The organism is Rhodoferax sp. RT4P68 (genome assembly GCF_056521305.1).
Map to the genome: position 1 here is coordinate 12,116 of NZ_JBWMBB010000024.1, position 20,922 is coordinate 33,037.

Here is a 20,922-nt window from a genome sequence, read left to right on the forward strand (position 1 = left end):
AGCCTCCGTCGATGCAACCCCGCGCCGCGGCGGATGCTGCAGGTCAGGCCAAAAACAGCTCCTGCAGATCGCTCAGAAAGTCGAAGCCGCGCTCGGTCGGCCACACCCGCGCGGCATCACGCGCGATCAGCCCCTTGCGCTCGGCCTCGGCCAGGCCAGGGGCGATGCTCGACAACGCCAGACCCGTGCGCTCGGTGAAATCCTGCAGCGCAAAACCGCCCCGCAGTCGCAGCGCGTTCAGCATGAACTCGAAGGGCAGATCGGCGCGGCGCACGTCGTCGTCCTGCGCCAGCGCGGCGCCGGCCAGCGCATGCTCCATGTACAGCCCCGGCTCGCGCAGGCGCACTTGCCGCACCACGCGGTGCGCGAATGTCAGCTTGCTGTGTGCGCCCGCACCGATGCCCAGGTAGTCGCCGAACTGCCAGTAGTTCAGGTTGTGCTGGCAGGCGTGGCCCGGCCGCGCATAGGCCGACACCTCGTAGCGCTGCATGCCGGCGGCGCCTGTGGCCTCGGTGATGCGGTCCAGCATGGCGTAGGCGATGTCGTCCTCCGGCAGCGCCGGCGGGAACTTCGCAAAGAAGGTGTTGGGCTCGACCGTCAGGTGGTAGACCGACAGGTGCGGCGGCGCCAGCGACAGGGCGGTAGCGAGGTCGCGCTCCAGCATCGCCGGGGTCTGGCCCGGCAGCGCATACATCAGGTCCAGGTTGAAGGTGTCGAAAGCATGCGCGGCCTCCTGCACGGCGGCCAGCGCCTGCGCGCCGTCGTGCACCCGGCCGATGGCGCGCAGCAGGCCGTCGTCGAAGCTCTGCACACCCACCGACAGCCGCGTGACGCCGGCCGCGCGGTAAGCGCGGAAGCGGTCGGTCTCGAAGGTGCCGGGGTTGGCCTCCAGCGTGATTTCGCAGTCGGCCTCCAGCCGCAGCCGCGCGCGCACCTCGCCTAAAAGCCGGTCGATGGCGGCGGGTGAGAACAGGCTGGGTGTGCCGCCGCCGATGAAGATGGTGTGCACCGTGCGGCCCCAGATCAGCGGCAGTGCGGCCTCCAGGTCGGCGATCAGCGCGTCGATGTAGCGTTGCTCGGGCAGCTCGGCCGGCGCTGCGACCTGGGTGGGCATCGGGGAATCGGCACCGCCCCAGCGCACCACGACTTCATCGCCACGCACGGCGTGTGAGTTGAAGTCGCAGTACGGGCACTTGCGGATGCACCAGGGCAGATGCAGGTACAGCGCCAAAGGCGGCAGGGCCTGCAGCTGCAGCAGGCCGGGGCGCATGTAGTCCGTCAGTTCACGCGCGCGCATGCGGGGCTCACAACCAGTAGGTGCGCATCAGCCGCAGCATCTCGCGCGCCGCCTGGCCGCGGTGGCTGTGCGCGTTCTTGACGTCGGTCGGCAGCTGGGCGAAGGTCTGGCCGAAGGCTTCGATCCACATCACCGGGTCGAAGCCGAAACCGCCCTCGCCCACCGGCGCCTCGGTGATCCAGCCGACAGCGCGCCCGACGGCGATCAGCGGCTCAGGGTCGTGTGGCGAACGCACGGCCACCAGCGTGCTCACCAGTGCCGCGCGCCGGTTGGCGATGCCGCGCATCTGCTCCAGCAAAGCGCGCACGTTGTTCGCATCGCCCTTGGCATAGCCGAACTGCGTGGCGTAGTAGGCTGTGTCCACGCCGGGCAGGCCGCCGAAGGCATCGACGCACAAACCGGCGTCGTCGGCCACGGCGGGCAGGCCGGTGTGCTGCGCCGCGTTGCGGGCCTTGGCCAGCGCGTTCTCGACAAAAGTGCGGTGCGGCTCGTCGGCCTCGGGCACGCCCAGCTCGGCCTGCGCGCGCAGCTGCACGCCCAGCGGCGCGAACAAGGCCTGCAGTTCGGCCAGCTTGCCGCGGTTGTTGGATGCGAGGACCAGTTCCACCGTGGCTGCTCCTACTGCGCGCGTGCGGCCTGCTGCAGCGCGATGAGCTCGGCGATGCCTTTCTCGGCCAACCCCAGCAGCGCGTCCATCTCGGCGCGGGTGAAGGCCGCGCCCTCGGCCGTGCCCTGCACTTCGACGAAATGGCCGGCGCCGGTCATGACGACATTCATGTCGGTGTCGCAGGCGGCGTCTTCGACGTATTCCAGATCCAGCAGGGGCGTGCCGTCAACGATGCCGACCGACACCGCCGCCACCGGCTGCACGATGGGCGATGTCGCCAGCTTGCCCGCAGCCATCAGGCCGGCCACAGCGTCCTGCGCCGCCACGAAGGCGCCGGTGATGGCCGCAGTGCGCGTGCCGCCATCGGCCTGCAACACATCGCAATCGAGGTGGATGGTGCGCTCACCGAGCAGCTTCAGGTCGAACACGGCGCGCAGCGAGCGGCCGATCAGGCGCTGGATCTCCTGCGTGCGCCCGCTCTGCTTGCCGCGCGCGGCCTCGCGGTCGCTGCGGGTGTGCGTGGCGCGCGGCAGCATGCCGTATTCGGCGGTGACCCAACCCTCACCGCTGCCGCGCTTGTGCGGTGGCACCTTCTCTTCGACGGATGCGGTGCACAGCACGCGCGTCTGGCCGAACTCGATCAGCACCGAGCCCTCGGCATGGATGGTGAAGCCGCGCGTGATGCGCACGGCGCGCAGTTGGTCGGCAGCGCGGGCGGCGGTTCGGATGAAGGCAGTCATGGCAGGTTCTCGAAAAGGGGGCAGCGGCCGCAGGGGCGGCGCGGCGTTCAGCCCTTGCGGGCAGCGGTACGGCGGATGGTTGCGTTGATCTCGGCGATGGTCCGCTCGATGTCGGCATCGTCCAGCGAATGGGCCAGATCGTCGAGCTCGGCCGACTGGATGGTCGTCGCAAAAACGCTGTCGTAGATGGTATCGCCACCGGCGCCGCAGGTAGATGCAAAGGCGTCGGCGGCTTCCCACTCCAGCGCCAGCGCCGTCACGTTGTCGCTGCTGTCACCCGCCTTGCGCAGCGCCAGCTCGACCAGCTCGGGCACCGCCTGCGAGACCGACGAGGCACTGAGGTGGCGCACGATCTCGGCGTCGCCAACGCTGCTCCACAGACCGTCGGAGCACAGCAGGATCTTGTCGCCATGCTGCAGCGGGACCGGGCCCACGACATCGAAGGCGGGCGCAGTCGGTGAGCCCAGGCAGGTGTACAGCACGTTGCGGTTGATGCGGCCGATGTGGGCCAGCTCCGCGCCGCCCTGCTCCAGGTAGGAATGGTCGCGCGTGCGGGTCAGCATCGTGCCATCGCGCACCAGGTACAGGCGCGAATCACCGCAGTGCACCCACGACACGTTGCTCCCTTGCAGCACGGCGGCGACATACGTGGTGCGGGGCGTGTCCCGCATCGCGTTCTCGCCCGCATGGCGCAGGATGCGGCGGTGCGCCGCCATCAGCGACTCGGCCAGGAAATCGCTCACCCGTGGCAGCCGCGAACGCGCCTGCTGCTGGTAGAGCGCCGACACGGTCTGCAGGGCCAGCTGCGCGGCGACCTCACCCTGGGGGTGGCCGCCCATGCCATCGGCCAGCAGGAACAGGCCCGAATCGCGCGTGTAGCAGTAGCCCATGCGGTCTTCGTTCTTATCCCGGCCGCCGCGGCGGCTGACCTGGAACACCGAGAACTTCATTTGGAGGACTTGTTGCCCGGCCCGAACGACGTGATGTCGCGCACGTTCTTCTTGGCGTCCGACACCAGCGTGTCGAACTGCAGGCGGATCTTCTCACCCACGGAGAGCTTGGTGTAGCGGCGCTCGCCCTCGCGGCTGAGCTCTTTTTGCAGCGCGAACACCGACTGCGGACGCGACAGCGGATCGAGCGCCATGCACCACTCGACGACCTCGATCAGGTTGTCCGAATACACCCCGCGCAACCGTGCCAGGGCCAGCGCGATGCGGTCTTTCTCCAGCCGCTGCGGCGCTTCGTTGGGCGGGTAGCCCTGCATGCAGGCATAGATGCAGGCGCCGATGGCGTAGATGTCGGTCCAGGGGCCCATGCTGGCGTCGCGCCGGTACATCTCGGGCGCGGCAAAGCCGGGCGTGTACATCGGGCGGATGAAGTTGCTCTCTTTGTTGAGCACCTCGCGCGCAGCGCCGAAGTCGATCAGCACGGCCTTGTTGTCGTCGGTGATGAAGATGTTGGCCGGCTTGATGTCCAGGTGCAGCATCTTGTGCTGGTGCACGATGCGCAGGCCACGCAGGATCTCGTCGAACAGCGAGCGGATGGTCGATTCGCGGAACACTTTTTGGCGGCCCAGGTCGCGCGAGGTGATGATGAAATCCTGCAGGGTCGCGCCCTCCAGATAGTTCATGACCATGTAGACGGTCTCGTTCTCGCGAAAGAAGTTGAGCACGCTCACCACCGAGGGGTGCGCGATCTGCGCCAGCGAGCGGCCCTCTTCAAAGAAACTCTTCAGGCCCAGGCGGTACAGCGATAGCTTTTCGGGCGGCACCCGGGGCAGCAGTTCACCCGGATCGCGCGAGGCCAGCGACGAGGGAAGGTATTCCTTGACTGCGACCTGGTTGTCTTCGGTATCGGTGGCCAGATAGACCACGCCAAACCCGCCGGAAGAGAGTCGCCGCACGACGCGGTAGCCACCGATGACGGTCTCGGGCGGCAAAGGCGCCGGCTTGATCTTGCTCATAAAGTTGGCTTTGAATCCCCGTAAGCAACGGAAGCCGTTATTCTCTGGCCCTTACAACGACCAGCACCTTCTCATGCCAGTTTACAGCATGACCGGCTACGCAAGTGCCCAGCAAAGTGGCACCAGTACGCCCTCCGAACACGACACAAAAGCCGCGCCGACGCGACGACTCGGCATCGAGATCCGCTCCGTCAACAGCCGCTTTCTTGACCTTGCCTTCCGCCTGCCAGACGAGCTGCGGCAACAGGAACCTGCGCTGCGCGAGCTGCTCACCGCCAATCTCAAGCGCGGCAAGGTGGAGCTGCGCGCTTCCATCGAGAACACCGACACCAGCGCCGTCACTGAACCGACGCCGCGCCTGCTGCAGCGCCTCAACGGCGTGCAGGACACCGTGCGTTCGTGGTTACCGAACGCAGCACCCCTGAGCGTGGCAGATGTCATCCGGCTCTCGTCGGGCGAGCAGCCTGGTTTGGGCGACCTGGGCGAGCAGGTGCTGCCGCTGGTCGAGAAAGCCCTGAAGGACATGATCGCTGCGCGCCAACGCGAAGGTGGGCGCCTGGCCGCGATGCTGACCGATCGCCTGGAGCAGTTGCGCGCGTTGGCCAAGCAGGCGCTGCCGCTGGTGCCGCAGCTGGTCGAGCAACAGCGTCAGCGCTTTCTGGAGCGCTGGAAGGAAGCCATGGCACTGGCCGACGGCGCCACCCTGCCGGAGGCCGCGCAGGACCGCGCACTCTCCGAGGCCACAGCCTTTGCGATCCGCATCGACGTGGCCGAGGAACTTACGCGCCTGAGCTCGCACCTGGACGAGATCGAGCGTCTGCTGAAGAAGGGCGGCGAGCTGGGCAAGCGGCTCGATTTCCTGATCCAGGAACTGCACCGCGAAGCCAACACCATGGGCTCCAAGTCTGCCGCACTCGAGCTGACGCGGATCTCGGTCGACATGAAGGTGTTGATCGAGCAGATGCGCGAGCAGGTGCAGAACATCGAGTGAGGTTTCGGGGGTCTCAACACCACCCGTGAAATCCTTATAAATCAGTAGGTTGCGGCTGTTTTTGGTGTCATGAGGTTGCAGGCGATTTCAGCGTAGCGCACGATTTCTGTGGGGGAAATCGTGGGGGAAATCCGATCCCCCACAGTTGCGGGCCGAGAACCCGAACATTTACCCCACAGCTTCCTCGTGAAATCGCTGTGGAGATCGTCATGACAGAGACTGAACGCGTCACCGACAAGACGCTGAGGGCCTGGCTCAACGCCGGCCCCGTGGACCGCGGCATTGGCGGCGGCCTGACCTTCGTGGGCACCGGTGCCAGCGCGCTGAAAGGCCAGGCCTCCTGGATCCTTCGCTACCGCTTCGGTGGTGCTGCCCGAGAGAAGGTGCTCGGCCGCTACCCCGACCTGTCGCTCAAGGATGCCCGCGAGGCGGCGCGCCTGAACCGGGCACGCATCCAGCAGGGCGTGGACATTGCCGCGGAGAAGCGCGCCGAGCGGCTCAAGGCCCAGGAACGGACCACGGTCGCCGCCCTCGCCGATGGCTGGTACGAGCGGCACATCGCCAAGGTCCACAAGCACCCCGAAGTCGTTCTGCGCGTCATCCGCCGCCACATCGATCCGGCGATCGGCAAGCTCGGTGTAACGGATGTCCGGCCACTGCACATCGACCGGGTGCTCACACGCATCCTCGACGCAGGCGCGCCGACCGTGGCCAACGATGCGCTGCGCTACCTGTTCCGCATGTTCCACTTCGCCGTGAAGCGGCGCTGGATCGACGCCAATCCGGTCTCGGGATTCGAGATCTCCGACGCCGGCGGGACCGAGACGTCCCGGCAGCGCTGGCTGAACCGCGACGAACTCGCAGCACTCGCGAAGGCCATGCAGGACACGCCGAACTTCGGCCGCCCGAACGAACTTCCGGTGTGGCTGCTGCTTGCCTTGTGCGTGCGCAAGATGGAACTGCTGTCGGCCAAGTGGTCCGAGTTCGACCTTGAACGAGGCGTGTGGTCGCTGCACCCGTCGCGCACGAAGATGAACCAGTCCATCGAGATACCGCTTGCGGCGCCGGTGCTGCGTTGGCTGGACGAGGTCCGGGTGTTCTCATGCAACAGCGAATACCTGTTCCCCGCCCGCCGACTGATCCACATGAAGGGCGGCGTGCCGAGGAAGAACCGTTTCGGCCATATCAGCCCGGACACGCTGAACGTTGCGCTGCGCCGCCTGCCGCTCGGCGACGTCGAGCACTTCACTGTCCACGACATGCGACGCACGGCCCGCACCCACATGGCCGCACTGGGCGTGGACCGCTTCGTGGCGGAACGGGCGCTGAACCACAAGGTGCGCGATGTCGAGGGGATCTACAACCTGTACGACTACTTCGAGGAGCGCAAGGTGGCGCTGGATCGATGGGCCGGACTATTGGAGGGGATCGCACTTTCACACTAGAGTGCAGACGCGACTGGTTCATGACACCTCCGATCGACTGCGCCTCTCCCTGACACGCTGCCGCCACGAGAATTTCGCCAGCCGACCCGCGTGCGCGGCTTGGAGCCGCCGTCAGCGGCCGACATGTCGAGAATGGCGGCGTCCCTTCGACGCGATGTCTCCGATCCCGTCGCTTCGATTCAGGTATCGAGATGCCTCTCCCTCCGCGGAGATCGAAACCAAGGCCATCATCGGTCGCGCAAGGTCTCGTCGACTATGTGCTGACTTCGCCATGCATCCCGGCGACGGCCAAACGCCCAGTCACCAGCCACCGAGCGCCTCCACCGCGACCAGCTGCAGGTCGCGCGCACGCCCGACGAGGACGAGCGCCTTCAGCCACACCGCGAACATGCCACATCAACCATTCAACTGATGGCACCGGACGGCAGCGGCCTGGCGGGCGAGCTATCAGGCGCAAGGTCACCGCGTCTGCAAGGACCCGTTGCGGCCGCGCTGGCACTCTCCTGCAGGCGGTCCTGCCACTGCAGACCCGCGACACGGCCGAGCGGCTTGTCTTGCGGTGTGAACATGGCAATCGATGTTCCGTCATCAAGCCTTAGCTGCACTACTGGCACTACCCGGTCAGGAGATGCGGCAGTCAAACTGCTGGTCCAGCACCAGCAAGGCTTCCAACTCCTCGGGCACTGAGATGCCACCGCTGACGCACGTCTCCCGGAACGCCGACAGCTGCCGCACCTGGGGAACCTTCGGTGTCCTCATGCTGCATTCCCGGAACCAGGCCACCAGGGCATGCGTGCGCGTACGCTGGATGCATTCCATGATGTCATCGAGCACATCGATCCGCCACAGCGGACTCTCCCGCATGAAATCGGCGGGTGGCACGAACACGGCCTCGCCTGCATTGCGGTTGACGTAGAAGCCGCGCAAGGCGCGCGGCGGTGCCAGCAGGCCGATCTCCTCTTCTGTCGGCACGTCGATGCCTGGGCTGAGCCAGTAGGCACTGCGTGAGCCGGTGTCGTTCATGGTGTATCTCCTTGGAAAGTCAGTACGAGGAACGGGACTCAAGGTGCCGCCGCATCGGGCCCGCGGGAATACGTGGCCGATGGAGACTCCGGCTGCCACAGTGGCGGACCAAAGTACGCATTGGTGATCTGCGCCCGCCCATGCCCCAGGTTTGCCGCTATCTCCTGCCGCGCCTGTCGGTCCAGGACCGGATCGACCCGCCCGCCGCCGGCCACCGGCGGCGGCTGTCCGGTGATGGCTTCGTAGTCCTCAGCTGCGCCCTGGTGGCGCAGGCCATGCGGCGTGACGCCCAAGGCGGCTCGGGTGATCCCATGGCGTTCCATTACATAGCGCAGGTGCCGCATGGCCTGTTGCAGGTCCAGCCGCGGATCGCTCACGCTCTCGTGCGCGCCCACCGTCACCCGGCGCGCGTACGCGATGGCCGCGCTGCGCTCAGGCGTGTCGACCGGGAACATCCGCGCCCTACCGCCCTTCGTGCCCCGGTGTGTGTCCAGGTAGAAGGCCACGCTGCCTTCCGCGCGGCCGGCCTGGGCCGCTGTTACCACGTCCTGGTGCGGACGCAGCATCACGCTTTCCTTGAAACGCAGCTGGAAGGCTTGCATCAACCGCAGCGATGCGGCCGCGTGCACGTCGCGCTCCTCGACCTGGCAAATCACCGCCTCGGCGTCCACGCCCTGTGCGCGCCACGACTTGTCGACACCGCTGGCCAACGTGCGCCGGTACAACTGCACGTCCTCGAAGTAGCAGCCCACCGGCCGAAGCAGCCGCGGCTTGCCGATCCAGGTGGTGAACGTCTTCAGGAAGCTGAAGTAGGTCTGAATGGTCGCCGGGCTCATGCGGCCGGCGAGCGCCTCGGTTCGCCAGTGGCCGGTCACAGCCTCGGCGTGACGGCCGCTGAACGATCGTGGGTCGAGCTTGTAGCGCAGCGGCGGGCGCCGCAGGAACTCGAACAGCCAAAGGCAAAAGCGCTGGCGCTCTGCCATGGTCTTGTGGCTGACGCCCTTGTGCTTGCTGCTGTGGCGCCAGTTGTGTTCGTGCAGGATGCGCACTAGCGTGTACCGCCATCGCCTGGGCGTCAGCGGCAGGTCCTGCAGCGCTGCGAGGCCGTGGTGTCCATTGTTCGCGCTGCGCCCGTGGCGGCCGGAACGTCCTTGGGGTCCGTGGCGATCGTGTTTATCCTGGCCACGGAGTGCCGTCTCGGCCGGCTGCCGAGCACCGCGGCGCGTGCGCGCGGTGGAGCGTGATGTGGGCATGGCGTTCCTTTCCTGCGTTGTGTGGTCGTGTCCGGTTGTCGGTGGGGCCTTGTTTCGTTGCATCGGCGGCCCAGGGCCCGATGTCTTGCCAGTGGTTTGCAGCCGTCGCCTGAGCGCCGGCCGCGCGGAGGGTCGTAAAAGTGATCGCCAGCCAGCACGCGTCCAGCGCCATGTGGCGTTCGCCGCAGCGAACCAGGTTCTCCAGGAACCCGAGGCAACCCCGGAGGCATGACCTCCAGTGCGATACCCGAGCGGTACCGCGAACACATCCTCCATCGCCGGCCTGACTGGCAGCGCCCGTTCCGAGACGGGCACGCAATGCCGTTCCACGCAAGCCGTGCCGCCACCCCATGGTGGTCAGGCACGGGGGACCGAGGTCAGCGCATGGTGCAAGGAGGGGATCCCAAACACCCGCCCCGCAGGGACAGGTGCCATTCGCACCCAGGGATGGTGCGAGCGATCGTGCAATCCGCTGGCTCACCGGTAGTGGGCTGTGCGGTGCTCTAGGCATAGGCGGTCAAGCCGCCATGGCAAGTCATGCCCACTTAAGGGTAAGCACGCGAGACACGCTCTGCCGCCGCATCGGGTGCGGCAGGTGGGCAGGTTGCCGCGTGGACAAGCCACACAGCGTGCGTGCATGGGAAAACCCAGGCGCCATAGGGCGTACAGGAATTTCCGGGACCTCAAGGGATGACAGGCATCCGCGATACCCAGGCGCACAAGGCGCCAACGGTGAATACAACGATCTACAGGGCTAGCGTTTGCGTGCGCGATGCACGTTCCGAGGGCGGCCAGCTCGACCTCTGTTGGAGCTTTCAGTGTGCAGCGTGGCGCGCAGGGTTGCAAGTGCAAAAACTGCCGATTGGTAGGACAACAGTCGAGAGCCGCCACAGCCCTGCAAGGAGGACTTGACATGGTGACGTCCTACCTCTGGTTCCGGGCGGTGCGCGAGGTCGGGTGCGCGGAGCGTCGCGCTCTCAGGCCAATGCATCCGCAGTCGCAGGCGCGCGTGCTCGGGGCGACCAGACAAGCCCACGCTGTGACTGCAGAGAGCGTGCGGTGGGACTGCCGTGGCACTGCACCGGGACTGGCACAGACGCTGACGCGAGCACTTGACGAAGTTCTTCCTGGCGAGACCTTGCAACTTTGCAGCAAGGAGCCTGACATGCCCACACTCGACTACGTGGCCGGCGAGTTGACCGAAGTGCAGCGTTACATCAACGTGCCGCTGCGATGGTGCGAGCAGTACCCGGCGCGCGAACGGCGCGAACTCTGGCTGACCCGTGCGGACGGCCCCCACGAAGAAATCAAGCTCGTGGTGCACAGCCGATCGATGCCAGCGCGGCGCGGGCACCAGGTCTGCGTGCTACTGCAGCGCGGCACGGTGCTCGGCATGGCGAACCTGACGACCGGGCACCGGATCAACTTCGTCCGCGCGGATCCTCCATTGCTGCTGCGACGGTGTGACGCGCTGGTGACCTTCGGCCTTCTGCTCGCGGGCGCCCTGCTCGCTCTGGCCTCGGAGACGCCGGAGTTCTGGCTGTCGCCTCCCCTGGCGCTGCTCTATCCGCCCGTCCGAACCATCGGCCGGCTGCTGTGGCGGACGGGGATGCGAAGGATGGTGGACGAAGGCCTGGAAGCGGCGCTGGACGACTTGGCGGCCGGGTCGCCGCACCTGCGTCGGGTCAAGTGACGCCGCGCGCAGCTACTTGTACCTTGTCATGTCATTGCGCGAAGCAAAAGGGTCCGTCCCGTTGCAATACGACTCAGCGAAAAACGCGAGAAACGACGAGGCGGGCACAGATTCCCCGGCATGTACTGTCGAAACTGTTCTCACATACTCGGGCCTGCTTATCCCCAAAGTGAATGACATTGAACGGGGTTGTTGTCTTCTAGACTCGCGCCATACTGACCTTGCCAACACATGACGGAGGCGCGATGAGACGACATCTCCACATCAAAGGACGCAAACTGAGTGGGACGTCCGAACTAGGCCGCCGGCATGCGCAGCCCCAAGGCGCTGGCCAGCGCGCGCGATGCGCACATGCTTTGGGTCATGACCATGGCCATGGCCCGGCCAGAGTGCGATGTGGGCATTTCACCGCACGTACCGCGGCCAGGTCAACAGCAGTAGCCAGCCAAGCGCCTGGCTCCGGGCCCTCGCCTACGCCGGCACCACATTGATCAACGAGGGCGCTGGCATACGCTACCCTCTCGCCGTCATGCAACGCCGATCCCGCATCTTCATCAGCCACAGCGCCAACGATGTCGAAGAGCCTGACACCCAGCGGTTCCTGGACGCGCTCATCGCGAAACTGCAGGCCACGCCTGGCCTCGAGGCCCTTGCCGACCAGAAGGACTTGAGCGCCGGAGACGAGTGGCTGCAACGCCTGTACGCGTGGATGGGCCTGTGCGACGCGGCAGTCATTGTGCTGTCGCCACGTGCTGTCAAGCGAGAGAATTCGACCTGGGTGCCGCGCGAAGCCAGCCTGCTGCTGTGGCGCAGGTCGCTGGATCCGCGCTTTACCGTGATCCCGGTGCTGATCGGCGGGCTCAAGGCAGCCGATCTCGTCAGCAATCCGCTCATCGCCGACCTGCGCCTCAATGAACTGCAGTTGGCCGATGGCCTCACCGACAGGAAGAAGATCGCTGCCATCGTCGAGGCTCTGGGCAAAAAGGTGGCCTCCCTCCCGAGCCGCCAGGCTTTCGATCCGCTCCGCGTGCATGTCGAGGACTGCCTGCAGCGCTATGCACCCGAGGCCAGCGTCAGCAGCGCGCTGGCGCTCCACTACGGCGACGACACCTGGCAGCCCTACACGCAGCCTTACCAGAATCTGTCGGTCAAGATGGTGCGCCAGGCGGCGGCCGAATCAGTTGATGCCGTGATCTGCGACGTCGCGCTTGGCAGTCAGGGCGATGCGCGGCTGGCCGCTCGGTTGTTCGATGCGCTCTACCCGATGCGCCTCCCGGCCCAGCCGGCCTGCGAGTTGCTGGGCCTGTGCCGCCAGCAGGAAGGGCAAGGCGCGGTCCTGGTCAACACCCACGACACCTGGGCCGTGCGCATGCTGCTGCGTGCCGCGACCGGCATGCCGAAGGACGACCTGCTGCGCACCTGGCAACTGATCGAACTGCCGGACGGCTGGGGCGACGACGACCAGAGCGAAATCACGCGCTTCCTCGCCGCCGAACTGGCCGAGGCCGCCCTCGGCACCGGCGGCTGGGAACTGCTCAGCGACCACCCGGACCCGGCCGAACGGCTCCAGGAGCAGCTGGCCGCGTTGGCCGAGCAACTGGCCGAGGCTCGGCGCGCCACGCGCACGCCTATCCTGGTGTGCGCGCGCTTCAGCCGGCGCTGGGCCGAGCTGGCGGCCGGGCTCACCGAGCGTTTCCCCACCACCGTGTTCCTGTTCTGGACCGGCGACACACTACCGGCCGAGCCGGCAGCCAGCGCCGATTGCGCCGTGCTCGCGCCCAGCTGGCCGGCAGGCGCGGACAAGCGCTGGCGCCTGAACTACCGCAGAAAAATTACCCAACTGGGAGGCCTTTCCGCATGAAGTTCAAGAGCATTTTCGACCAGCCGGACAAAGCGCGTCGGCGCCCCGCCGCGGGCGCGGGCGACTTCCGCAGCGGCGCGGCCTATATCTTCACGCACGAGATGGAGCTGGCGGTCTCGGCCGCCACCGCGACGCAGCGGCCGCTGCTGGTCACCGGGCCGGCAGGCTGCGGCAAGTCGGCGCTGGCGCGCAGCACGGCGGCTCGACTGCAATGGCGCTACCTGGAACGCACCGTCAACTCGCGCACCGAGATCACCTCGCTGCTGTGGGAAGTCGACCAGCTGCGGCGCCTGCAGGACGCGCAGGCGCAACGACTCGACCCGCGGCTGCTGTCCTATGTGCGCGCCTCGGTGCTGTGGACGGCGCTGGACCCGCATAGCGCTGCCGACCCTCTACACCTGATGGACGGCGCCCGCGCGCCGGCGAGGCCCCCGCTCGATCCGGCGGTCGTGCTGATCGACGAGATCGACAAGGCCGACCCCGACCTGCCGAACAATCTGCTCGAAGTACTGGGAGGGCTGCGTTTCGAGGTCGCCGATACCGGCCACCGCGTCAGCTGCCGCAGCGGCATCCCCCTGATCGTGATCACCAGCAACGACGAGCGCGACCTCCCGCCGGCCTTCGTGCGCCGCTGCATCAGCCTGAACCTGCGCCAGCCCGACCTGGGCGCCGTCGCAGGACTGCACTTCCCCAAGGACGGCAAGACCATCGCGGCCGCTCTGAAGCTGATGGCCAATCTGCCGGCCAGCTTCGGCAGCGGCGGTGCGCCGGCACCGAGCGCCGCGGAATTCCTCGATTTCGTACAAGCCTGCAAGGAACTGCAGGTGCGGCCGGGCTCGGACGCCTGGCTCCAGCTGGCCCAGGCCTGCGTGCTGAAGGGCCGCGCCGGCGGCCCGGTCTTGCCGCGCACGGCTTGAGTCCGCCCGGGCGCATCGCATGTCCGTTAACCAACTAGCCACCCTGGTCCGCGCCGTCTCGCGGCTGCGCCCGCCCGGCGCGCTCGACCCGGTGCTGCTCGACGCCCTCGTGGCGCTGCTGCTGCCCCAGCGTGTTGAAGCCATTCGGGGCACCGCACGGGCACCGCAGAATGAGCCGAGGCCGGACGGCCGCAGCAGCGCCGAAGCCGGGCCCAGGCGCGGCGTCGCAACCGCACTGCCCCTGGCCCACGAGTTGAAGCCCGGGGCGTTGGCGCCAGCGCCACGCCGCACGGTGGATGATCCGCATAAATTGGTGGCACTGGCGTCGTCCTGGGTGCAGCTGGCCGAGCGGGCCGATCTGGCGGCGCCTCAGCGCCGGCAGGCCGGTCCGGCGCCGGCCGACGCTCAGGCGCTGGCCGACGCGCCGGGCCAGGCCGCACCGCTGGAAAGCCTGTTCCCGGCCGCCCGCGTGCGCGCCATCCTGCGCGACATGTCCACGCGCAGCATGCCCAGCGGCCAGCCGGACATCGCCGCCGCAGTGCGCCTGATCGCGCGGGCACAGCCGATCACCACGCTGCCGCAGCGGACCCAGACCACGCTGGGCCACACCATCGTACTGCTGTTCGACGCCGGCCCGGCGATGCTGCCGTTCGCGCGCGACAAGCAGCAGCTGGCCGCCACGGCCATGCGCCTGCTGGGTCGCGACCGCGTGCGCGTCCACGACTTCCTGGGCGACCCGCTGCACGGAGTGCGCGCGCAACGGCAGGTGCGCTGGGAGCCGCTGCGCTGGCCAGGCCGGGGCTCGACGCTGGTGCTGGTGAGCGACCTCGGCATCGGCGACCACGACCCTGCGCGCGATCTGGGCGCAGGGCCCGGCCCCTCCTTCCTGGATGATTGCCAGCGCCGCGGGTTGCGCGCCGTAGTGCTGATTCCCTACCAGCGCGAGCGTTGGCCCCTGGTGGCAGCACGCTTCGATGCGGCCCTGACCTGGGACCTCGACAGCGGCGTGCAAGCCTTGCGGCGCGCCGCGCGCCAGCGCGGTTGAGCATGGCGCGGCCCAACGAGCTTTGGCAGGCGCTGCACGACGCGCGGCCCCTGGCGGCGCGCCTAGCCCTGCTGTCCTGCCTGCCCGTGCGCGTGACGCCGGCCTTTGTGCGCCTGCTGCGGCTGCGCCTGGTCGCGCAGGCCAGCACCGGCGACGAGGCCGACCTGTGGCTCTCGGACTTGGTGGAGACGCGCTCCTCCGCGGGCCTGTCGTACCGGCGCGCGGTCCGCGACACACTCCGCCAGCAGCTGGCCGCCGATCCCACGCTGCTCGGCGCGGTATGGACCCAGGTCCATCTCGCGCATGCCCAGTGGCTGGCGCCGCGCAGCCGCACCGAGGAAGAGCTGGCCTGGCGCCTGCTGCGAGACCCTGGCGACCCGTGGATCGACGGTTGCTGGGCAACCGTGCTCGAAGAACTGGCTACCGGGTCGAATGCCGAAGGCGTGGCACGCTGGGTGGTGCGCGCCGTGCCCGACCTGCCCCCGGGCAGTCTGGATTTCGAGTCGGGCCGGCGCGCCTTCTACGGCGCCCATCTGCTGCTGGGTGATGCCAGTGTGCTGGGCGACGAGGCACAGAGCTTCCTGGACAGCGACCGCTTTGCCTTCGCCACGCGCCGCCTGCCACGCCGCCGCATCCATGTCGGCCGCGTCGACGGCGGCCTGATGGTCAGCCCGGTGCGCGCGATCGAGAACGGATTCGAACTCGACATTCCGGCGACGCGGCCGCTGTGGCTGCAGGTGGAGAGCGGCGCCGGCGCTGCCGGATTCGCGCCCAAGGTCCTCATGCTGGCGGACCACGAGCCGGTGCGCTGTGAGACGGGCATCGACACGGTGCATCTGCGCCTTATCGATGGCTCAGCGTATGCTATCGGGCCGGTACGGGCGTCTTCGCAGAAGTTGATGAGGGGGAATCGAACTCCCAGGGTGCAGATCGAATACGACGTCGAGTTGCAAGGACCGCAGAGCAAAGTCCAGCTGCCGTTCGTCACCGCCGTGTTCGCCGACCTGAGCGGCCACCGGTCGAAACCGCTGCCGGACGTAGGTGAACGCAAGTTCCGCGAGATCGACATCGACAATTTCGACGCCCGCATGAAGGCGGTCGGACCACGTTTGGCGTTCCGGGTGCCCAACACATTCGCATCGGCAGAGGATCACTTGATGGTGAAGTTGCACTTCGAGACTCTGGACGATTTCGGGCCCGGTAGGCTCCTCCATGCCGTTGAGGGGCTGCAAGCCCATCTCGCGGAGCGTCAGCGCTTAGTGGAAGCAGGCGCGACGGAACAGGCTGCTGAGCTCGACCGCAAACTCAGCGCGCAACTCAACCTTGTGCTGCACCACCCGGACTTCCAGCAGCTGGAGTCGGCATGGCGCGGCCTGCACTACCTGGTTAAGCAAACCGAAACCGACGAGATGCTGAAGATTCGCGTGATGAACATCAGCAAGGCCGAACTCGGCGAAACCCTGGCCCCATACCGGGGTGAGGATTGGAGCCAGAGCCCGATCTTCAGGGAGGTCTACGAAAGAGAGTTCGGGCAGTTCGGAGGCCAGCCCTTCGGCTGCCTGGTCGGCGATTTCTACTTCAACCACATTAGCCCGGACGTGGACTTGCTGATCGACATGGCCAGGATTGCGGCAGCTGCGTTCGCGCCGTTCATCACCGGCGCGTCGCCTGCGCTCATGCGCCTGGACTCCTGGCAAGACGCGCACGCGCTGCACGACTTGGCTGAGATCGACCGCTCAGAGGACCACGCCGCATGGCACGCGCTGCGCGCATCGGACGAGGCGCGCTACCTGGGGCTGGCCATGCCGCGCATTCTGGCGCGTGCGCCGTATGGTGCCACCACCCATCCGGCCGAAGAATTCAGCTTCGTGGAAGACCTGGCCAACGCCGGCCAGGACGCCTATGTCTGGGCCAATGCTGCCTACGCCATGGTGGCCAACATCCACCGTGCGTTCACGCTCTACGGCTGGTGCGCGCGCATCCGCGGCGTCGGGTCGGGCGGCGCCGTCGAAGGCCTGCCCACGCACGCCTTCCCGGCCGACGCAAGAGGCCCGGCGATGCTGCGCTCGACCGAGGTCGCCATCAGCGATCGCCATGAAGCCGCCCTGGCGAGGTGCGGTCTTGTGCCGCTGGTGCACCCCCAGATCAGCGACCTCGCGTTCTTCGTCAGCGCACAGTCGCTGCAGCGGCCACCGGAGTACGACGATCCGGAAGCAACCGCGACGGCCAACCTGGCCTCACGCATGCCCTACATGTTCGGCTGTAATCGCTTTGCGCACTACCTCAAATGCATCGTGCGCGACAAGATCGGCTCGTTCGGGAAGCGCCGCGACATGGAGCGCTGGCTGAACGAATGGGTCTCGCAGTACGTGGACGCAGATCCTGCGACTTCCTCGGAGACCGCCAAGGCCCAGAGGCCCCTGGCCGCGGCCCAGGTCCAGGTGGAAGAGGTGGAAGGCAACCCTGGCTACTACACCGCCAAATTTTTCTTGCGACCACACCATCAACTCGATGGGCTGACAGTGTCCCTACAACTCGACACTTTTCTGCCGGCCATCGTCAATTAAGCGGCGGGGCCATCCGCACCGCGCTACGTTTCAGTCACCCGCCAATGCCTGATACACCTGCCGCATCAGCTCCGTCGGCACCACCGCCTCCCCCAGCGCGCCGGCCGCGAGGCATCGCGCGGCGCGCTTGGCGCGACTTTCGGGCTGGAACTCGCTGTGGTCGACCACCACCGGCTTGGTCCGGCCAGCGCTGCGCAGCGCCTCCAGCAAGGTCGCGGCCGCCGGACTTCCATAATGCGGCCGCGACCAGTCGGTCAGCAGCAGATCGAAGCGCTCGCCGTCCCGTGCAGCTTCGGCAATGCGGTCCATCGCCTCGGCCGTCGAGCGCACCGCCAACACCTCGTTCTGCAGCTTGGCCAGCACCGCTATCTCGCCCCGGTTGTGGTCGGGCCGGTCGTCCACCCACAGGACCCGCGGGGTGTCCCGTGCATCAATCAGCGCGCGGGTGTCGTGCGCCATTTGCTGACGGGGCGCGCCGGCCACGGGCTGGCTGCTACGTGCCCGCTCGGCCATGTCGATCTGCTGCACGACCGCGGCGACAACCGGCTCGAGCACGGCATTTGAGGCTTGCCGCACCGCCTCGATCGCGCCGGCTAAGCGCTTGCGAGGCGTGGCGGGGCCGGCGCCGGCCGTCTTTCGCGGATCAGTGCGACCCGTGCCCGCAGCCCCCTGGCGACATTAGTCCAGGCCTCGTCGCGGTTGCTCCACGAGGTGACGGGCTTGAGGTCGGTGGGTGGGCCCTGCAGTTCCATGAACGGCGCATCGCCCGGCAGGATGTCGACGGGGCTGACGAGGATGGGCACGACCTCGCAGGCCTTCTTGGCGCGGTCCATGGCGTGCTGCAGTTCCTTGCCGAGAAGTAGTCGCTCGCGATGAAGTGGCTGCTGACGAGCAGCAGCACAGTTCGGCACTGTCGAGCGCCGCATCTATGCTGCCATCCCATTGCGTTCCCCCCACGATCATGCGGTCGTGCCAGGGACGGATCCAGCCTTGCGCTCCAGGATCTTCAGGTGGCCAGCCAGTTCGTCGCGCAGCACCTCGTCTTTGTGCGCGTAGCTGTAGAACAGGTTGACCGGGCTGGTATCGGGTTCGGACAGGTGGCCTCCTCGTGGATGAAGCGGCACGACCGCGCCGCACAAAGGGGGCACAGTTTGGTGCTTGGAGGGCCCGTACCGCAAGGCCGGGCCGGAACGGGTCTCCTCCGTTTCGTGGTGCGCGCGATCGGCGGCTGCGACCAGCGGCCCCACGGTGCAGGCCGCGCCCGGAGCCGCGGGAAGGGTTGAACCCACATGCTCTCGCATTCGCATGCGGATCCCCACGCCATTGGGCAGCCGGTTATCTGCGGGTCATCGGGCCTTCACACACGGAGGTTTCATGGAATGCAACCCCGCCCAGCCCGACGCCGAGCATCTAAAGAAGTAGGCCAGGCAAATGCGGGCTGCCACCTACGCCAGCGACCCCGCCGCCGTCGCTCGCTCGCGCCAACCTGGCGGCCGTCACCGGACTTGCCGACGCGGCCACCTGCCTTGCGCGATGCGGGTCAGCTCGCGCTGGATGCCGCGTACCTCGCGACACCCACGCGGTTCAAAGGCCGTCGTCCTCGGCCTCATGCGCTTCCTACCGCAGCCTGGATCAACTCGCCACCGGAGACCCACGGCCAGACAACGACCCAGTCCCGCGCAGTAAATTTATGCCGCCTGGTGCAGCAAAGTCTTGACACGTTCCGCCCCGCCAAACTGGCGATGTCACCAACCACCTGAACCGAGAGAGGTGACCGTGAGACCACAACGGCGTTGATGTCCCAGGAAGTGGTGTAAGTCTTGATCGCGCGGCAGGCCGCGGAGGGTGCAGCCCGGAGGGCGTAACCCGCAGCGGCCTGCCGCGCGGCGGCCGCTCCTGATGGGGGTGGCTATCGTGATTCCGGATAGGGTTGAGGTGCGAATACCAACCTTGATCCTTGCGAAGGGAAATCACGATGACCAACGAATGGTATGGACGCCCCCTTCCTTTTCGCCGCGGCGCTGGTTCATGATGTGCTGCTCGGATGGAGCGTTCGTTCACCTTTCCACTCTTCACGGGGGTCGCAAAATGAATGCTGTGCGCACGGTCGTCGGAATCGACGTTGCGAAGAATGTGTTCCAGGCTTACTGGGTGGTGCCGGAGACGGGCGAAATCCGCAATATTCAGATAGAGCGGGCAAAGTTCCTGGAGAACTTTGCTGGTCGTCCTCGCTGTCTGATTGGCATGGAGGCCTGCGGAGGTGCACAGCACTGGGCGCGCGAACTCGGCAAGCTGGGGCACGAGATCGTTCTGTTGCCCGCCAAAGCCGTCAAAGCCTTCGTCGCGGGCAACAAGAGCGATGCCATCGACGCACGTGCCATTTGGATGGCGGTGCGCCAGGGCGGCATCAAGCGGGTTGCGGTCAAGTCCGAAGCTCAGCAAGCGGTACTGGCGCTGCATCGCATGAGACAGCAGCTGGTTAAAGTACGGACGGCGCAAAGCAACGCGCTGCGTGGTCTCTTGACAGAGTACGGTGAAGTGTTCGCGCAAGGGCGTGCATCGTTGGCAAAGGGAATCGCGGGAGCACTTGAACGGCTCGAGCAAAGGCTGCCGCGCGTTGTGGTCGATAGCCTCAGGGAGCTTTGGGCACGCGTCATCGAAATCGACGGTCAGGTAAAGCAAATCGAGCGCCGGCTCACGAGCCTCTTGGCCGAGGATCGGAATGCACAGCGCATCCTCCAAGTACCCGGCGTCGGATTGCTCACCGCGACGGCTGTCAGTGCCACCATGGGACAGGCGAGCGCGTTCAAATCAGGCCGGGAATTCGCTGCGTGGCTCGGATTGGTGCCGGCACACACGGGAACCGGCGGCAAGACGCGAATGCTTGGCATCAGCAAACGCGGCGACAGCTATGTGCGGACGCTGCTCATCCACGGTGCTCGCAGCGTATTCACCAGCGGCAAAAGTCCAGGGCCTTGGCTTCAGAACATCGGCCAGAGGCGTCCGATGAACGTTGCTGTGGTTGCGCTCGCCAACAAGATGGCCCGAACGATCTGGGCCCTGTTGGCACATGGGCGCAACTACGAGCCCGGCCATGTCAGCCAAGCCCCAACCTGAGGCCTCGAGCTGAAGGGAGGTGTGGCGACGACAAGAGGATTGCCTTCCAAGGTTGCGCGAGGGTGATTGACATGATGGCAAACGGATCGAAGCCGGGACTCGTCAAGCCTGCATAGTGGCAAGGATCTAATCAGTCCGCCCAACGAATGAGGCGCGAGTTTGCGAAATCCATCAGGGCCAGGGGGCGCACTTGCCCGCAGCAAAAGGCCGGATATAGACCTGCAGCCTCGAACTCCGTGAACCATCGTCGGCATGACCCCGTTGCCCTGAAGGAGGCGTCCATATAGCCACTATGGCATTGACCGAGCTTGCCGAGAAGGGAGCCGACATCGACGTGCTGCGCCAGATGGTGCAGTTCATGGCCCAGCGGCTGATGGAACTGGACGTCGAGGGGCGCTGCGGC

18 protein-coding genes are annotated in these 20,922 nt (G+C 66.8%); 8 read left to right on the plus strand and 10 right to left on the minus strand.

Annotation, left to right across the window (positions count from 1 at the left end; genetic code table 11):
* Positions 1-43: 43 nt before the first annotated feature.
* The 5 genes from hemW to AC099J_RS30600 are packed head-to-tail and all read right to left on the minus strand — an operon-like array spanning position 44 to position 4,607.
* Complete coding sequence (gene hemW / locus AC099J_RS30580) at positions 44-1,297, minus strand: radical SAM family heme chaperone HemW (protein WP_479619089.1); 1,254 nt, start codon at positions 1,295-1,297, stop codon at positions 44-46.
* A gap of 7 nt (positions 1,298-1,304) precedes the next feature.
* Positions 1,305-1,904 carry a non-canonical purine NTP pyrophosphatase gene (locus tag AC099J_RS30585; protein ID WP_479619090.1) on the minus strand — a complete coding sequence of 200 codons (600 nt, stop codon included), beginning with the start codon at positions 1,902-1,904 and terminating at the stop codon, positions 1,305-1,307.
* Positions 1,905-1,915: 11 nt separating this feature from the next.
* Entirely contained in the window at positions 1,916-2,644 is a 729-nt protein-coding gene (gene rph, locus AC099J_RS30590; protein ID WP_479619091.1) for a ribonuclease PH, read from the minus strand.
* Between the two features lie 47 nt (positions 2,645-2,691).
* Positions 2,692-3,594, minus strand: coding sequence for a PP2C family protein-serine/threonine phosphatase (locus tag AC099J_RS30595; RefSeq protein WP_479619092.1), 903 nt, complete (start codon positions 3,592-3,594; stop codon positions 2,692-2,694).
* Positions 3,591-4,607, minus strand: coding sequence for a serine/threonine protein kinase (locus AC099J_RS30600; RefSeq protein ID WP_479619093.1), 1,017 nt, complete (start codon positions 4,605-4,607; stop codon positions 3,591-3,593). The genes AC099J_RS30595 and AC099J_RS30600 overlap by 4 nt, the downstream gene beginning before the upstream one ends.
* A 73-nt stretch (positions 4,608-4,680) precedes the next feature.
* On the opposite strand from AC099J_RS30600, the gene AC099J_RS30605 reads away from it, so the two are divergent.
* On the plus strand, positions 4,681-5,598 hold the full coding sequence (locus AC099J_RS30605; RefSeq protein WP_479619105.1) for a YicC/YloC family endoribonuclease: 918 nt from the start codon (positions 4,681-4,683) through the stop codon (positions 5,596-5,598).
* A gap of 197 nt (positions 5,599-5,795) precedes the next feature.
* Entirely contained in the window at positions 5,796-7,043 is a 1,248-nt protein-coding gene (locus tag AC099J_RS30610) for a tyrosine-type recombinase/integrase (protein ID WP_479619094.1), read from the plus strand.
* 621 nt (positions 7,044-7,664) lie between these two features.
* Here AC099J_RS30610 and AC099J_RS30615 read toward each other — a convergent pair.
* A complete protein-coding gene (locus AC099J_RS30615; RefSeq protein ID WP_479619095.1) occupies positions 7,665-8,066 on the minus strand; it encodes a hypothetical protein in 402 nt (133 codons plus the stop codon).
* Between the two features lie 38 nt (positions 8,067-8,104).
* Positions 8,105-9,595, minus strand: a complete 1,491-nt coding sequence (locus AC099J_RS30620; RefSeq protein WP_479619096.1) for an integrase domain-containing protein — start codon at positions 9,593-9,595, stop codon at positions 8,105-8,107.
* A gap of 889 nt (positions 9,596-10,484) precedes the next feature.
* On the opposite strand from AC099J_RS30620, the gene AC099J_RS30625 reads away from it, so the two are divergent.
* The 5 genes from AC099J_RS30625 to tssC all read left to right on the plus strand — a co-directional run bounded on the left by AC099J_RS30625 (position 10,485) and on the right by tssC (position 17,402).
* A complete protein-coding gene (locus tag AC099J_RS30625) occupies positions 10,485-11,012 on the plus strand; it encodes a hypothetical protein (RefSeq protein WP_479619097.1) in 528 nt (175 codons plus the stop codon).
* A 529-nt stretch (positions 11,013-11,541) separates the two neighbouring features.
* Complete coding sequence (locus AC099J_RS30630; protein WP_479619098.1) at positions 11,542-12,873, plus strand: toll/interleukin-1 receptor domain-containing protein; 1,332 nt, start codon at positions 11,542-11,544, stop codon at positions 12,871-12,873.
* Positions 12,870-13,790 (plus strand): AAA family ATPase, encoded by a 921-nt coding sequence (locus AC099J_RS30635; protein ID WP_479619099.1) that lies wholly within the window; start codon positions 12,870-12,872, stop codon positions 13,788-13,790. Before AC099J_RS30630 ends, AC099J_RS30635 begins: the two co-directional genes overlap by 4 nt.
* 19 nt (positions 13,791-13,809) lie before the next feature.
* Entirely contained in the window at positions 13,810-14,835 is a 1,026-nt protein-coding gene (locus tag AC099J_RS30640; protein WP_479619100.1) for a hypothetical protein, read from the plus strand.
* Between the two features lie 899 nt (positions 14,836-15,734).
* Positions 15,735-17,402 (plus strand): type VI secretion system contractile sheath large subunit, encoded by a 1,668-nt coding sequence (tssC, locus tag AC099J_RS30645; protein ID WP_479619106.1) that lies wholly within the window; start codon positions 15,735-15,737, stop codon positions 17,400-17,402.
* A gap of 30 nt (positions 17,403-17,432) precedes the next feature.
* Here tssC and AC099J_RS30650 read toward each other — a convergent pair whose 3' ends face one another.
* From AC099J_RS30650 to AC099J_RS30660, 3 genes are all read right to left on the minus strand, one after another.
* Entirely contained in the window at positions 17,433-17,957 is a 525-nt protein-coding gene (locus AC099J_RS30650; RefSeq protein ID WP_479619101.1) for a PleD family two-component system response regulator, read from the minus strand.
* 38 nt (positions 17,958-17,995) lie between these two features.
* The gene (locus AC099J_RS30655; RefSeq protein ID WP_479619102.1) at positions 17,996-18,235 is read right to left on the minus strand and encodes a hypothetical protein; all 240 of its coding nucleotides are present in this window, start codon (positions 18,233-18,235) and stop codon (positions 17,996-17,998) included.
* Between the two features lie 126 nt (positions 18,236-18,361).
* Complete coding sequence (locus tag AC099J_RS30660; protein WP_479619103.1) at positions 18,362-18,526, minus strand: hypothetical protein; 165 nt, start codon at positions 18,524-18,526, stop codon at positions 18,362-18,364.
* A 964-nt stretch (positions 18,527-19,490) separates the two neighbouring features.
* Between AC099J_RS30660 and AC099J_RS30665 the strand changes: the two genes are divergently transcribed.
* On the plus strand, positions 19,491-20,519 hold the full coding sequence (locus AC099J_RS30665; RefSeq protein ID WP_479619104.1) for an IS110 family RNA-guided transposase: 1,029 nt from the start codon (positions 19,491-19,493) through the stop codon (positions 20,517-20,519).
* Positions 20,520-20,922: the final 403 nt, after the last annotated feature.

What these genes read in the sequence shown, in the direction of transcription:
- hemW (WP_479619089.1), bottom strand. Translation starts at nt 1,297, where the DNA reads ATGCGCGCGCGTGAACTGACGGACTACATGCGCCCCGGCCTGCTGCAG.
- rph (WP_479619091.1), bottom strand. Translation starts at nt 2,644, where the DNA reads ATGACTGCCTTCATCCGAACCGCCGCCCGCGCTGCCGACCAACTGCGC.
- AC099J_RS30595 (WP_479619092.1), bottom strand. Translation starts at nt 3,594, where the DNA reads ATGAAGTTCTCGGTGTTCCAGGTCAGCCGCCGCGGCGGCCGGGATAAG.
- AC099J_RS30600 (WP_479619093.1), bottom strand. Translation starts at nt 4,607, where the DNA reads ATGAGCAAGATCAAGCCGGCGCCTTTGCCGCCCGAGACCGTCATCGGT.
- AC099J_RS30605 (WP_479619105.1), top strand. Translation starts at nt 4,681, where the DNA reads ATGCCAGTTTACAGCATGACCGGCTACGCAAGTGCCCAGCAAAGTGGC.
- AC099J_RS30615 (WP_479619095.1), bottom strand. Translation starts at nt 8,066, where the DNA reads ATGAACGACACCGGCTCACGCAGTGCCTACTGGCTCAGCCCAGGCATC.
- AC099J_RS30620 (WP_479619096.1), bottom strand. Translation starts at nt 9,595, where the DNA reads ATGGAGGATGTGTTCGCGGTACCGCTCGGGTATCGCACTGGAGGTCAT.
- AC099J_RS30625 (WP_479619097.1), top strand. Translation starts at nt 10,485, where the DNA reads ATGCCCACACTCGACTACGTGGCCGGCGAGTTGACCGAAGTGCAGCGT.
- AC099J_RS30630 (WP_479619098.1), top strand. Translation starts at nt 11,542, where the DNA reads ATGCAACGCCGATCCCGCATCTTCATCAGCCACAGCGCCAACGATGTC.
- AC099J_RS30635 (WP_479619099.1), top strand. Translation starts at nt 12,870, where the DNA reads ATGAAGTTCAAGAGCATTTTCGACCAGCCGGACAAAGCGCGTCGGCGC.
- AC099J_RS30640 (WP_479619100.1), top strand. Translation starts at nt 13,810, where the DNA reads ATGTCCGTTAACCAACTAGCCACCCTGGTCCGCGCCGTCTCGCGGCTG.
- tssC (WP_479619106.1), top strand. Translation starts at nt 15,735, where the DNA reads ATGAGGGGGAATCGAACTCCCAGGGTGCAGATCGAATACGACGTCGAG.
- AC099J_RS30655 (WP_479619102.1), bottom strand. Translation starts at nt 18,235, where the DNA reads ATGGACCGCGCCAAGAAGGCCTGCGAGGTCGTGCCCATCCTCGTCAGC.
- AC099J_RS30665 (WP_479619104.1), top strand. Translation starts at nt 19,491, where the DNA reads ATGAATGCTGTGCGCACGGTCGTCGGAATCGACGTTGCGAAGAATGTG.